This is a genomic window from Gracilibacillus halotolerans (genome assembly GCF_014206945.1).
Classification (GTDB): domain Bacteria; phylum Bacillota; class Bacilli; order Bacillales; family Amphibacillaceae; genus Gracilibacillus; species Gracilibacillus halotolerans.
The window spans coordinates 28,388-42,342 of sequence record NZ_JACHON010000005.1 but is presented as its reverse complement, the minus strand read 5'-3'; the positions used below and the strand labels follow the sequence as shown (position 1 = coordinate 42,342).

12 protein-coding genes are annotated in these 13,955 nt (G+C 36.9%); 11 read left to right on the top strand and 1 reads right to left on the bottom strand.

The window, feature by feature from the left end:
* Positions 1 to 151 precede the first annotated feature (151 nt).
* The 9 genes from GGQ92_RS07895 to GGQ92_RS07855 all read left to right on the top strand — a co-directional run bounded on the left by GGQ92_RS07895 (position 152) and on the right by GGQ92_RS07855 (position 11,807).
* Positions 152 to 2,002, top strand: coding sequence for a TcaA NTF2-like domain-containing protein (locus tag GGQ92_RS07895; RefSeq protein WP_184246780.1), 1,851 nt, complete (start codon positions 152 to 154; stop codon positions 2,000 to 2,002).
* An 88-nt stretch (positions 2,003 to 2,090) separates the two neighbouring features.
* Entirely contained in the window at positions 2,091 to 3,104 is a 1,014-nt protein-coding gene (locus tag GGQ92_RS07890) for a hypothetical protein (RefSeq protein ID WP_184246777.1), read from the top strand.
* Between the two features lie 132 nt (positions 3,105 to 3,236).
* A complete protein-coding gene (locus GGQ92_RS07885) occupies positions 3,237 to 3,692 on the top strand; it encodes a VOC family protein (protein WP_184246772.1) in 456 nt (151 codons plus the stop codon).
* Between the two features lie 71 nt (positions 3,693 to 3,763).
* Positions 3,764 to 4,456, top strand: coding sequence for an SDR family NAD(P)-dependent oxidoreductase (locus GGQ92_RS07880; RefSeq protein WP_184246769.1), 693 nt, complete (start codon positions 3,764 to 3,766; stop codon positions 4,454 to 4,456).
* Between the two features lie 771 nt (positions 4,457 to 5,227).
* Positions 5,228 to 6,736 carry a response regulator transcription factor gene (locus tag GGQ92_RS07875; RefSeq protein ID WP_184246766.1) on the top strand — a complete coding sequence of 503 codons (1,509 nt, stop codon included), beginning with the start codon at positions 5,228 to 5,230 and terminating at the stop codon, positions 6,734 to 6,736.
* Complete coding sequence (locus GGQ92_RS07870; protein WP_184246764.1) at positions 6,733 to 8,496, top strand: sensor histidine kinase; 1,764 nt, start codon at positions 6,733 to 6,735, stop codon at positions 8,494 to 8,496. The genes GGQ92_RS07875 and GGQ92_RS07870 overlap by 4 nt, the downstream gene beginning before the upstream one ends.
* Before the next feature lie 180 nt (positions 8,497 to 8,676).
* Positions 8,677 to 9,972 (top strand): extracellular solute-binding protein, encoded by a 1,296-nt coding sequence (locus GGQ92_RS07865; protein ID WP_184246760.1) that lies wholly within the window; start codon positions 8,677 to 8,679, stop codon positions 9,970 to 9,972.
* A 132-nt stretch (positions 9,973 to 10,104) separates the two neighbouring features.
* A complete protein-coding gene (locus GGQ92_RS07860; protein ID WP_246384244.1) occupies positions 10,105 to 10,983 on the top strand; it encodes a carbohydrate ABC transporter permease in 879 nt (292 codons plus the stop codon).
* Positions 10,980 to 11,807 carry a carbohydrate ABC transporter permease gene (locus GGQ92_RS07855; protein ID WP_184246754.1) on the top strand — a complete coding sequence of 276 codons (828 nt, stop codon included), beginning with the start codon at positions 10,980 to 10,982 and terminating at the stop codon, positions 11,805 to 11,807. Before GGQ92_RS07860 ends, GGQ92_RS07855 begins: the two co-directional genes overlap by 4 nt.
* A gap of 81 nt (positions 11,808 to 11,888) precedes the next feature.
* On the opposite strand, the gene GGQ92_RS07850 is transcribed toward GGQ92_RS07855, so the two are convergent.
* Entirely contained in the window at positions 11,889 to 12,620 is a 732-nt protein-coding gene (locus tag GGQ92_RS07850) for a glucose 1-dehydrogenase (protein WP_184246752.1), read from the bottom strand.
* A gap of 207 nt (positions 12,621 to 12,827) precedes the next feature.
* On the opposite strand from GGQ92_RS07850, the gene GGQ92_RS07845 reads away from it, so the two are divergent.
* Both GGQ92_RS07845 and GGQ92_RS07840 read left to right on the top strand, forming a co-directional pair.
* Positions 12,828 to 13,511 carry a copper homeostasis protein CutC gene (locus GGQ92_RS07845; RefSeq protein ID WP_184246748.1) on the top strand — a complete coding sequence of 228 codons (684 nt, stop codon included), beginning with the start codon at positions 12,828 to 12,830 and terminating at the stop codon, positions 13,509 to 13,511.
* A 274-nt stretch (positions 13,512 to 13,785) separates the two neighbouring features.
* Positions 13,786 to 13,944 carry an aspartyl-phosphate phosphatase Spo0E family protein gene (locus GGQ92_RS07840; RefSeq protein WP_184246745.1) on the top strand — a complete coding sequence of 53 codons (159 nt, stop codon included), beginning with the start codon at positions 13,786 to 13,788 and terminating at the stop codon, positions 13,942 to 13,944.
* Positions 13,945 to 13,955 lie beyond the last annotated feature (11 nt).

Genomic DNA, 13,955 nt, shown 5'->3' with positions numbered 1-13,955 from the left:
ATATATCTACGAAAAGAAATCTATTCCGTTATATATAGTTAAGTGAGTCTTATATACTAATAAATTATAACTAATCATCTTCCTTTTTTCAATGTGCTTCATTATAATAGTACTAGGGGACAAAATATTTAAGGCATAGAGGAGAGAGAAAATGAAGTTTTGTAAGGAGTGCGGGAAAGAGCTAAAAGACGGGGAACAATTTTGTGAAAACTGCGGAAAGCCCGTGAATAGTGAGACACCAAAAGAGAAAAAGCAACCCAAAGAGAAGCAACAGTCTCTTGTTTCAAAGTTTCAATCGCTACCAAAAGCGCATAAACTAACGATTTCTATTATTTCTGGAATTTTATTATTATTTATTATTTTTGCATCAGTCGTTAACTACATGACGTCTTCTGAGAGAATCGTTAAAAAGTTTCATGCAGCTGTGATGGAGGATAACTATGAAGCACTAGGGGACTTAGTTGTTTTTGATGAAACAGATGAAAAAATAGGTGAACGTCATGCGGAAGTATTAGCGGATATGATTGATGAACAGGATAGACTCGGAGAATTGATGGCGCATTTTGATGATCAACATAAGCAGCTTACTTCAAGTAAAGGCGGAGTTGTTAATCTACAAAAAGAAGGATGCTTCTTATTTTTCGATTGCTATGAAATTACAGCAGCTACATACTATTTGAATGCTAGCTCTAATTTAAATAATACGGAAATCATTCTAGATGGTGAAACAGTCTCAGTTATTGAGAATGCTGAGGAAGAGCAGGAGATAGGTCCGTTTGTATACGGGTCTTATGATTTAGAAGCAACTTACGAAAATGAATTTGTTCAATTTCATGAGGAAGAACCTGTTTATATATATGAAGCAGACCAGTCTTGGAGAGTAGGTTTTTATTTTGAATCCATAGTAATTGAAGGCAACGAACTGCCAATTGAGCGAACATTCTTGTTAAATGGTAAAGAGCTAGACGAGACAATGATTCTTTCAGGTGAAGAGGGAGATGAAATCGGCCCAATCGATCCGGAACAGGATTATACATTGGAAATAAAAGCAACGTTTCCATGGGGTGAGCTAACTACAGGGGAACGAGAAGTTGATCGTTATTTTGAACAAAAGTTTGAAATTAGTGAGACACTAATGGAAGGCTTAAAGCAAGGGATTATTACTTTTTATGATGACTTATTTGAAGCATATCGTTCGAATAATTTAGACTCTATTGGTTACCTAGAGGAGCAATTACTGGATGATTACTCTTACGACATCGGAAGAGTTCATGATTATGCTGAAGAAAATGAAGACTACATTCATTTCCGTGATGTGAAACAATACGGTTTTGCTAACGAGCCAATAGAGATCTACTACAATCAAGAAGATAAAACGTATCATGCATACACTTCGATGTTAGAAGAAAGTGCAATTGAAACGCAATTTTACGACACGGTAATTGATGATCCATACTATAGAAATAACTACAATTCTGTATATTTCTTCTATAAAGACGACAAATGGTTAGTGAAAGATGCGTACTTCGGAAACTGGGCTGATGATAAAGAATATACAATGTTTCCTTATGAAGGGGAACCAGCAAAGGTTTTACATGGTCAGAAAACAAGCACTGAAACGGACAAAGAAGAATCTGATGAGGCAGCAGGCAACGATGCTGATGAAGCAGTAGAAAAGGCAACATTAAGCTACATTGATGCTCTAGTAGAAGCGATTAATGCAGGTGATTATTCAAAGGTGTCTTCGACGATTCAGAGCGGGAGTGCTTTAGAAGGAATGCAACAAGATTTAGTCAATCGATTATATGAAAATGGGACTACCCAAGAAGTCGTAAGTAAAGAAGTGACGAGCACAGAAAAAGACGGCGACGCTTGGAAAGTTAAAACGTCAGAGACGATAAAAATTACCTATGAGAGTGGTAAAGAAGAAACTAAGGACTACACTTGGACGTATACAGTTGTAGAAGATGATGGAAACTATAAATTGTCCAATATTGAATAATGAGAAATAAACTAGGCTAGCACCATTGATGTATGGCATGGTGTTGGCCAATTTTTTTTGAAAACCAACGAACAAGAAGGGAACTAACATGAAGATGAAGAAAAAAGAATTTGCATTTATTTTAATCGTTATAAGTATCATAACTTTAGTCGCCTGTGGTGATTTAAAAGTTAGTAGTAGCCCAGAGATAGTGGTACACAATATGTATAAGTCAGCTGTCGAGAACAATCAACAGCAACTGGATGAGATTCTAACGTACTTTTCTCATTATGATGGCAATGAAGCGTATATTATCGAAGAATTAAAAGATCAAGCATATGATTTAGGCGGAACAGATAGCATCAAGCCAATCCTTTTAAAAGAGGATGAGATGCAACGAGAAATTCGTGAAGGGTTAGACGCAACATTTTCGGATAACTGGAATTTTGTTTATGTTGAGTTAGGAGACTCGTACATATACGCTTGGATTGTACAAGAAATTGATGGTAATTATTATATTGTAGAAGGAGAAGATTTCAGTACTGATGAAATTTTCTTGATTGTTGACGGTGTTAATTTGGAAGAAGAAAGAGCAAGGGAAGAAGCGGAGAGAGAAGCTGAAATAGAGGAAGCGAAACAAGAAGAGCTTGTTATTGCGAAAGAAGAGGCACAGGCGATTTTGGGAACATGGAAAGGAACTGCGATTGCTCCACAGCAAGCATTTGAAATGACCGTATCGGAACTAGGTGAAACAGAAATTAAGAACGATGACGGTGAAGAAAAAATTGTTACACCTTTTACTGCGACAGCTAAATTGTATATGAATCCATCTACAGTCAGTTATTCTGGCTGGCATCCTGTAACTGTCGATATCGAGCTTTCTGGCAATCATATAAAAGGATTAGGAAATACATTCGGCACAATTGATTTTGAGGTAATGGATCATACACCTGCGCCAGAGCGCGATTTTAAGCTTCATGGTATACATTTTTATCCTATTTCACTTGGTGTAGATGAGGATGATTTATATGAGGACTATTTCTTGCAAGGTGAAATGCAAGGCCGTGTATCTGTCTCGGATAGAAACAGAAATACAGATTGGTCTCTTGAAAAAGTAGAATAAGTTAAGTGAGGGAGTGTATTTGTCGCACTTCCTTTTTTATATTAGAAAGAACTATGATTTGACAAAAAATCAAAATCATAATAGTATGCTTGCAAGCGTTTACTTAAAATGGTTGGTAGGGGGAGAAAAATAATGAGTAACACAATTCTTGGAACAGATATCGTTGTACATATTGCACTAGTGGTAAAGGATATAAAGAAAACATCCGATGCATATGCCAAATTTTTTGGAGTGGGTATCCCGGATGCGCAATGGACACCACCTTATGAACAATCTCAAGCAGAATACCATGGGGAGCCAGTGGAGTCTAGAGCGCTACATTGTTTCTTTAAAATTGGCAACTTAGAAATAGAATTGATTCAACCTGATGAAAACCCTAATAGTACCTGGAGAAATCACTTGGATACGCATGGAGAAGGCTTCCATCATATAGCGTTAGTAGTAAATGGGTTAAAACAAATTATTGCTGATATGGAGAGTAAAAATATGCCGTTAGTTCAGAAAGGTGAATACGAAGGTGGTAGATATGCGTATATGGATACCTTCGATGAACTAAAGCTTATGTTGGAATTATTGGAAAACGATTGATGGACGCAGTTCTTTTTTCAAAATCAATCGCGTACAGGTAAGTACACACATAAAATAAGGAGTGGGGAAAAGTGAACTATTTAATTACGGGTGCGAATCGGGGATTAGGATATTATTTGGCGGAAGCTGCATTAAAACAAGGCCATCAAGTATTCGCGACGAAACGTTCAGATGAGGGACAGTTGACTCAGCTTCAAGAGAAATATAGTGATCAATTAACGATCGTGACGTTTGACGTTCAAAATGAGGAAGCGATTAAACAAGTTGCAGAACAACTCAAGCAGGAGAACGTAAAGCTAGATGTAATCGTTAATAACGCGGCAATTTTAAATGAGAGAGAAAAAACAATTGAGGAGCTAGATATTGAAAAAAGTGCACGTGCTTTAGATATTAATGTGCTTGGTCCGTTGCGTGTTGTGAAGCATTTCCTTCCATTAATAGAAAAGCGAGATACAGCCTCTATTGTTAATATATCTTCCGATTCAGGTAGCCTAACGAATGCTTATGCGGGAGATTATCCGTATGGCATTTCAAAGGCGGCTCTTAATATGTTTTCGGAGAAGTTACAAGCCTACTTAAAAGAGGATGGCGTTCAGATTCTTTCGATTCACCCAGGCTGGATGAGAACGGATATGGGAGGCGAGGCTGCTGCACTCAATCCAGCAGAGTCAGCAGAAAAAATATTAGACTTAACATTACAAAAAAATAGAAATCAATCAAAATTCACCTATATGGATACAGACGGGAATCCTATGGATATTTAAATGGTGTTTCGTTACGTTGCACAAGACCAAAAGAGGTTCTTGTGCATTTTTTCTTCGTAATGAAAACATGTGCGACGGTCTACAGAGGATGCGTGACGGTAGATAGAGCAGAGTGACGGTTCATAGAGAGTGCGCGACGGTAGATAGAGCAGAGTGACGGTTCATAGAGAGTGCGCGACGGTAGATAGAGCAGAGTGACGGTTCATAGAGAGTGCGCCACGGTAGATAGAGAGAAGTGACGGTTCATAGAGCAAGTCTCACGGTCCATAGATGGTGCGCGACGGTAGATAGAATAAATCGACTCCAGATAGAGCACCCTCGACGCGCGATAGAAGAAATCGACTCCAGATAGAGCACCCTCGACGCGCGATAGAAGAAATCGACTCCAGATAGAGCACTCACGACGCGCGATAGAAGGAATCGACTCCAGATAGAGCAGCCACGACGCGCGATAGAACAAATCGACTCCAGATAGAGCACCTACGACTCGCGATAGAACGAATCTACTAAGTAATATCTTAGTGAAATCTTGTATGGGACATACTGTATCAAATGTTACCTATTCCTAATCCGATATTAAATCGAATTATCTAATGTTAAATGTCCAAATCTGATGTTGAGCGCACTGAATCTAATGTTAAACGTCAGAATCTGATGTTGAGCGCACTGAATCTAATGTTAACCGTACACAATCCGATTTTAAACAGAGTTATCTAATGTTAACTCTAAATCTGAAAATTTATTCAAAGTAACAACGAGGGAGGAATGAAGATGAATAACTTTTATACCGTCCTTGTAGTTGATGATGAGATGTTAATTCGTCAGGGAATTATTCATTATGTCGATTGGGAGACTAATGGCTATCAAATAGTTGGCGAGGCAGCTAATGGAAAAGAAGCAATTAAAAAAATAGAACAGCTCGAACCACAAATATTACTCACAGATATTGTTATGCCAAGCATGGATGGGATCGAACTCATTCAATTTGTAAAAAAACATTATCCCGCCATGGAAATTATCGTTTTAAGTAGCTATGAGGAATTTGATTATGTGCGTAAAACCTTCCAATTAGGAGTGGCGGATTACATATTAAAACCAAAGTTAAATGAGAAAGAAATACTAACGACATTGGATAAGCTAATATCGAAACGCACTAATCTCCAACAAGAAGAAGTCAGCATATCTATGGATGATGTCGTACGAAAACTCATACACGGATATCAAACGATTAGAGAATTCAATTATCTTCGTGACGTCCTTCAAGAGAAGACAATTTCACTTATAGAGGTGTTTACGAAACCTGACACAGAGCTGCATTTATCTAAGAGAAAATTGTGTGCGCTTTTCGAGCGAATGAACCTCCCAATTTCAGTCAACGAGATTTCTATTGAAAATTACAGTAAACTATTTCTCCTGTATACAAAAGAACAAAATAGTATGATAGAAGCTCAGAAAGCAATAGAAAAAATATCAGGTACGTTCAAAATGACAATTGGCGAGCCCTTTTCAGAAACTAGTAAAATGAAAGAAATCTATGAAGCAATAGAGAGAACAAAGCGATTTCATTTCTTTTTGCCTGACAAACGAATATTGTATACAAATCATCTACCTAACGCAACAGACCCCACTTTCCTATTTGATTTTAATCACTTTACACATTTAGTTAAGCATCGCCAAATCGAGCAAGCTTATTCTTACATTAACGAATACATAGAAAATATAACGGAAACGTATGCAATGGAAGTTCATGAGTTTCAATCTTGGTTGGGGAACATCTGCTTTAACATGATAGTTCTTGTCGACAATATGGATTTGAATACTGAAAAATTAGAAGAAAATAAATACAACTATTTAAAAAAAGTCAATGATGCATTTGATGTTCAAGAAGCAGTAACGGTATATCAAGAGTTGATTGCAGAAGTAAAAGAGCTGTTACTAACAAACGTAGCTTCACCACCTATGATTGAGCAATTATTACAATATATCGACGAAAACTATCAAGAGCCACTCACTCTTGAGGATTTAGCCAATCATTTTCATTTCAATCCATCGTATTTATCTAGTTATTTCAGTAAGCAAATGAATCAAGGCTTTAATGAATATCTTCATAAGACACGTATTGAACAAGCAAAAAATCTACTAAAAAAACATGAAATTTCGATCTCGTCAATAAGTGAAAAAATCGGGTACTCCGATCCAAGTTATTTTACAAAAGTATTTAAAAAGATGGAAGGTATCTCCCCGAGACAGTACCGCAGGAAAGTGGTAGATGCAAAATGAAAAAAATACGTGCTATTCTTTATCAAAATAGTTTGGTTCTAAAGATTTTCCTTGTGTTGTTAGTAAGTATTTTGAGTGTAACTGTTTTGACTGTTTATAGCAGTATGCGGATGTCGAGTCAGTTGTTTATGGATACGTTCAGTATTACGAATACGAAAGTTATGACTCAAATAAATGAACGCTTCTATACATTTAGTAACTCCATCATTTCTGCTTCGATGGCAATGGAGAATAATGGTGTTATCAAACAACAACTTCAAGAGGAATATAATAGTTCACTAGAAAACCATGAATATTTTTATACGATTGGACAAGAAATGGATAAGCTACAAGCACATATAAACGATGAAGCGACCATCGTATTATTAACGAACAATAATGAAACATTTAATACGAATTTTGGTGTGTGGGATGTAGATGCTAGAATCCTAGCAAACAGTAACATAAAAAGACAAATCGATCAGAGCCAGAATAAGGTACAATTTTTCTATGAAAATTCAGAACTAACGAACAATCAACCGATGATACTTGTTGGTAAAGCGTTAAAAGAGCGATCCACCCAGTCTACATATGGTTATTTCTTTACCGCCATCAGGGAGAGAAATTTACGGAATTTCTACCAAGAGTATACGTCAGAGGGAAATAACATTCTTTTACTCACTCCAAGTGGCAAAATCATCTCTAGTAATTTACGAGATAAAATTGGCGAGGATTCGGATGAGCTACTTCAGCATGTATTAGATTATGAGCAGGATATACAAGAATATAAGAGCATTCAAGTGTTTGGACAAAATTATACAATTTTAGCTGAATATGTTCCGAGTTTACATATTTATATTGTGAATTTGATTGACCAAGATTTATTGGCACAAAATTTAATCGATACAAATCAAACAATCATTATTAGTGTCACTGTTGCCATTATTGCACTTATTTTGGCCTTTATTATCGTAAGAAAAATGACATCCTCCATGTCTGATTTAGTGTATCAAATATCCGATATGGCAAGGTATCAATTTAACAAGCCGCTAGAAGTGCGAGGTGGTTATGAAACGAGAAAAACAGCAGAGGCGTTTAATTATATGCTGAATGAACTCCAGGACTATGTGAAACTCCTAATTAGCACGCAAGAAAAACAAAGGAAATCAGAGTTAAAAGCACTACAACATCAAATCAATCCGCATTTTATCTACAATACACTAACATCTATTAAATTCATGATGAACCAAGGGAAGAAGGAGGAAGCAAGCCAAACAATCGAATCGTTTATTGTGTTGCTTCAAAATACAATCAGCAATCTCGATGAAATCATTACAGTAGAACAAGAAATAGAGAATCTAAAAAACTATGTACAAATTATGCAGACACGATATAGCGATAGGATTAACGTTCATTATTTTGTTTCGCCTACAAGTTTGGAGTTGTATGTACCTAAGCTTATTTTACAGCCATTTATAGAGAATGCATTCTTTCATGCCTTCACTCATAAAAAAGCGGGACATATCCACATTTTAGTTGCGGAGAAAGACAATTTTCTAATATGTGAAATGATTGACGATGGAGATGGGATGAAGCAATCTGCTACTCAAAAACACGCACCAAGCAAGAAAAATCAATTATTTAGTGGTATTGGCGTGAGGAACGTGCATGAGCGAATCCAACTTTTATATGGTTTGCGTTATGGTGTTGATATTTCGAGTGAGCCTGGAAAAGGGACAAAAGTAGAAATACGTTTGCCTATTGAAAAGAAGAAAACCTAAAGAATGTACCAAATATAAAAAGAATACCAAAATGTGATTTTCTCTTCTCTACTATCAAAAGAAAGTCATAGAAACAGCTAATAATCCTCCAAGAGCAGGGATCCAACCTTTTGCTATAATTTTGTTACATTTCTGAAAGCGCATTCATACATGCGGATAAAATTATAGGGGGTTCTTCCAATGAAAAAAACAAGTTTGTTCCTTCTGCTGTTTGGTTTACTATTTTTTATGGCAGCTTGTTCAGGTGAAGAAAATGCAGCGGGAAATGAGGAAGAAAATGATACAAACGCATCGAGTGATGGAGAAATTATTGCTTGGGCATGGGATCAGCACTTCAACATTGCAGCACTAAATGTCGCATTGGAGCATTATGAGGATGAGAACTTTAATTTGGAAATTATCGAAAACGCGCAAGATGATATTGTGCAAAGGTTAAATACTGGTCTTAGTTCTGGAACTATGAAAGGAATGCCTAACATTGTACTGATTGAAGATCAACGGGCCCAAAGCTTTTTACAATCGTACCCTGACGCTTTTTATCCAATCGATGATTATTTTAGTACAGATGATTTTGCAGATTATAAAATAGCACCAACGAGCTATGACGGGAAGCAATATGGACTTCCATTTGATACAGGTGTTACCGGCTTATTTTATCGTACGGATTTAATTGAAGAAGCGGGTTATACGCATGATGATTTAGTAGATATTACGTGGGGTGAATTCACGGAAATCGCGAAGGATGTCACGGATAAAACAGGAGTAGCGATGATTTCGTTAGACCCAAATGATCTAGGGATATTGCGAGTTATGATGCAAACAGTTGGAAGCTGGTATACGAATCCAGAGGGTGAGATAACGATTGCCAACAATGATGCATTACGTGAAGCGTTAGAGCATTACAAAACGTTATTGGATAACGATTCGGTGAAAATTGTATCGGATTGGAGCACGTTTTTAGCATCCTTTAATAATGGTGAAGTTGCTTCTGTACCGAGTGGGAATTGGATAGCGCCTAGTATTTCTGCGGAAGATTCACAAAATGGTTTATGGAAATTAGCGCCGATTCCTCGGCTAGAAGCGGCTGGAGCTGTGAATGCTTCTAACTTAGGTGGAAGTTCATGGTATGTGTTAAATATTGATGGTAAAGAAGCAGCTGCAGAGTTTTTAGGAAAGACTTTTGGATCGAATGTAGATTTTTATCAAGATTTAGTTGAGGAAGTTGGAGCGATTGGAACATACAAGCCGGCTTCAGAAGGAGATGCTTATACATTCGAAAACGAGTACTTTAATGGGCAACAAATCATTTATGAATTCTCACAATGGATGGAAGATATTCCTGAAGTGGATTATGGCTTAAACACCTATGGAATTGAGGATATTTTAGCGGCTGAAGTTCAAAATTATTTGAACGGAAAAAGTTTAGATGATGTATTAGCAGATACTCAAACACAAGCGGAGAATCAATTCAAATAATGAAAGAGAGAATTCTGCCTCTAGTTATCGTTACTGGAGGCAGATTATTTCAACATTATTATCACCTTTTGAGGAGGGATAGGAATGAATACATCATCAAGCTATAAGGCTAAACCTAGGAATAGACAATCAATGACCACTCTTCGGTTTAAAAAGCAAACAATTGGCTGGCTATTTATCATACTTTCCATAATCGGAATCGGGTTATTTTACTTTTATCCAATGGTTCAAGCTTTTCTACTATCTTTACAATCAGGGATGGGAGCGAACCATGAATACGTTGGTTTTGCTAATTATGTAAGACTACTAAATGATCCAGCATTTTTGACGGCTCTAAGTAATACGATGATCTATTTACTTGTACAGGTTCCTCTCATGATTTTATTGGCATTAGTATTTTCTGTTCTATTAAATGATCCGACATTAAAATTTAGAGGATTTTTTAGAACTGCGATATTTTTACCAGCGGTTACTTCACTTGTAGCCTATGCGGTCGTGTTTAAATATTTATTCAGTCCTGATGGGCTTGTAAATGAATTGTTGTTACAATTAAATCTTATTACACAGCCATTAAACTGGATATCTGATCCTGTATTAGCAAAAATAACGATAATTTTGGCAATCACGTGGAGATGGACAGGGTACAACATGATTTTTTATTTATCTGCGTTACAAAATGTAGATAAAGCTATTTATGAAGCTGCTCGAATTGATGGAGCCTCTACGATTCAACAATTTTTCTATATTACAATCCCGTTATTAAAGCCAATTATTTTATTTACATCGATTGTCTCAACCATTGGCACACTACAATTATTCGATGAAGTGATGAATATTACAGGTGGGGGTCCGGGTGATGCGACGGTTACCATATCAATGTATATTTATAACCTGTCGTTTGAATATACGCCTGACTTCGGATATGCTGCCACAGTTTCTTATATGGTGCTACTATTAGTTGTTGTATTCTCATTTTTACAATTTAAAGTGGCGGGTGATGATCAAAAATGAGACTAATAAAAAGAATTGCAACGTACTTGTTTCTAAGTGTGGCTGCTTTTATCTCTATCTTTCCGTTTATATGGATGGTTATAAGCATGACGAATAAGTCGGTGGATGTCACGAGAGGAAGATTGTTACCGGGAACACATTTTATCGAGAATATAACGACCCTTTTTGAAACCCAAAATATTGGGACAGCTTTAACAAACTCGTTTATTGTCGCGATTATTACAACAATATTGACATTATTAATTGGATCGCTGGCTGGCTATGGCTTTGAAATTTATCGCACGAAGAGGAAGGATGTTGTTTTCAGTATTCTTATTTTATCAATGATGATACCTTTTGCTGCGATTATGATTCCACTTTATCGCTTCTTTGGTCAAGTTTCTAGTGTTGCGCCTGCATTCGGTATTGATACGTTGGCAGCTGTTATAATGCCTACTGTCATTACGGCATTCTTTATCTTCTTCTTCCGTCAGAATACGAAGTTATTTGCTCGTGATTTAGTAGAGGCTGGCAGGATGGATGGTTTGAGTGAATTAGGGATATTTTTCAAAATTTATGTCCCTACAATGAAAACAACATATGCTGCTGCGGCTATCATTGCTTTTATGAATAGTTGGAACAATTATCTATGGCCATTAGTGGTATTACAATCACCTAGAAATCAAACGATTCCGCTATTGATCTCAAATCTTGGCTCAGGATACTCACCAGATTTTGGGGTTATTATGACTGCTATCGTCATTGCAACATTACCAACAGCGCTTGTGTTTTTCCTTATGCAGAAACATTTTGTCGCAGGTATGATGGGATCGGTAAAAGGATGATTAATGAGCTGGGAGACGTCACTCAATCTAGGAGTGAGTCTCCTCTTCTTTACAGTTGAAAGCAGAAGGATTCTTTCACTTTTATTGTGCAGTGATGCCTCCGTCTACTACAAACTCCGAACCGGTACTATAACTAGAGTCGTCGGAAGCAAGATAAAGTACAAGATTTGAAATCTCTTCAGGTTGAGCGATACGACGAGCAGGTATATGTTTTGCAAACTCTTCTATCTGTGCTTTCGCATCGCCATGAATCATTGGTGTATCGATGACACCAGGGTGCACGGAATTAACGCGGATTCCGTAATGGCTCAGATTTAGAGCAGCCGCTTTTGTCATACCACGGACCGCAAATTTTGTATCTGTATATCCAATAGCACCGCCAACTAGTCCGTTGATTGAGGAGATGTTTACAATCGAACCATTGTCTGTTTTCTTCATAGATGGAACGACGGCTTTCATACCTAAGAACACAGACACTTGATTGATGTCGACGATTCTACGATATTCTTCTTCTGTCATTTCTTCAATAGACTTGGCCATTGTTATGCCCGCATTGTTCACCAGAATATTAATTGGTCCAAATGTATTTTCCGTTAGTTCTATCACGGTTGACCAATTTTCTGCATCGGTAACATCGAGACCTGCAAAGGCAGCATTATCTCCTAGCTCTTCCGCTAATGCTTGTCCTTCATCTTGTAGAATATCTGCAATAACTACTTTTGCCCCTTCTTGAATAAATAATCGTGCATGTGCTGCACCCATCCCACGGGCACCACCAGTAATGATGGCTACTTTACCATCTAATTTACCCATTCATTCGCCCTCCTAGTTTATATTCTTGCCTTTCGATTTGTATACAATCAATATGTACACGGAGTGGAAATAATCCACTTACTTATATAATATCACTGTGCTTTATTGTGTAAACTAAGTGGACTTGAAAATGTAAGTTGAGATTTTTTAAATTGAAATTCAAAAAAGGGTATGCTAACGATAGTTATGATATAAGGAGTGCAATATATGAGAATAGAAGTGATTGTCCAAAATGCAGAAGAAGCAAAGCAAGCGGAACGATTAGGGGCAGACCGTTTAGAGCTTGTCTCAGCGATAAGTGAAGGTGGATTAACACCTAGTTATGGAACGATAAAAACGGTTCTCTCTCAAGTCTCTATCCCTGTTCAAGTGATGATACGCCCCCATAGTTATCTTTATCAATATACAGATGCGGAATGGAAGGTAATTCAGGAGGATATACAAGCTGTTTTAGATTTAGGTGGAAAAGGCATTGTCTTCGGCGCGTTAACAAAAGAGAATAAGGTGGACGAGACAATTTTGCAAAACTTGTTGAAGACATTTCCCTCTATAGATATAACATTTCATCGTGCCTTTGATGAAACTTTTGATCTGATTGAGGCGTATAAGACATTAATGAATTATCCGATTCGCCGTATTCTTACTTCTGGTGGTGCTGAGAATTGTGTAGAGGGTAAGGATAAACTTAGAGAATTAGTACAATTATCGAAAGAAATGGATGGCCCATCTATTATGCCTGGAGCAGGATTAACAGCAGATAACATTACTGAAATACATGAGCATGTCCAATCGGAGGAGTACCATTTTGGAAAAGCAGTTCGACATAATGCATCTTTTCAAAAAGGCTTTTCTCAAGAGGTAATGCAACGTTTAACAGATTGGAAAAAATAAGAGGATTAAGAAATTAACTCAACTAATATCAGCATATGTCGATATGTAAGGAAGGACATGAACGAGATAAAATTCCGTTTAAGCTTGTTTTGATATGGGAATAATAAACAAAGAAAAGAAGTTTATCCAGTAATCTACTACAATTATTCTTGCAAGTTATTCGTAGGTGTAGATAATATGAAACGTATTTACCTACCTCATTCGTTTAACACCATCACAGCTTAAAGATGATTCAGGTAGAGAATATAGGTTTTAGGTGAAAGGATTTGTTCATATGAATAAAGAACAACTAAGGAATGAAATTGAACGAACTAGGAGCGAGATGCTTTTATCGGCTGAAAAGCAAGGGTTAACTGCAGACCAGACGGTTCAATTAAGTGAAAAATTAGATGAACACATTTTATTATATCAGAAGAAATTTTCGCCTAAATAGTAAGTTCAAAA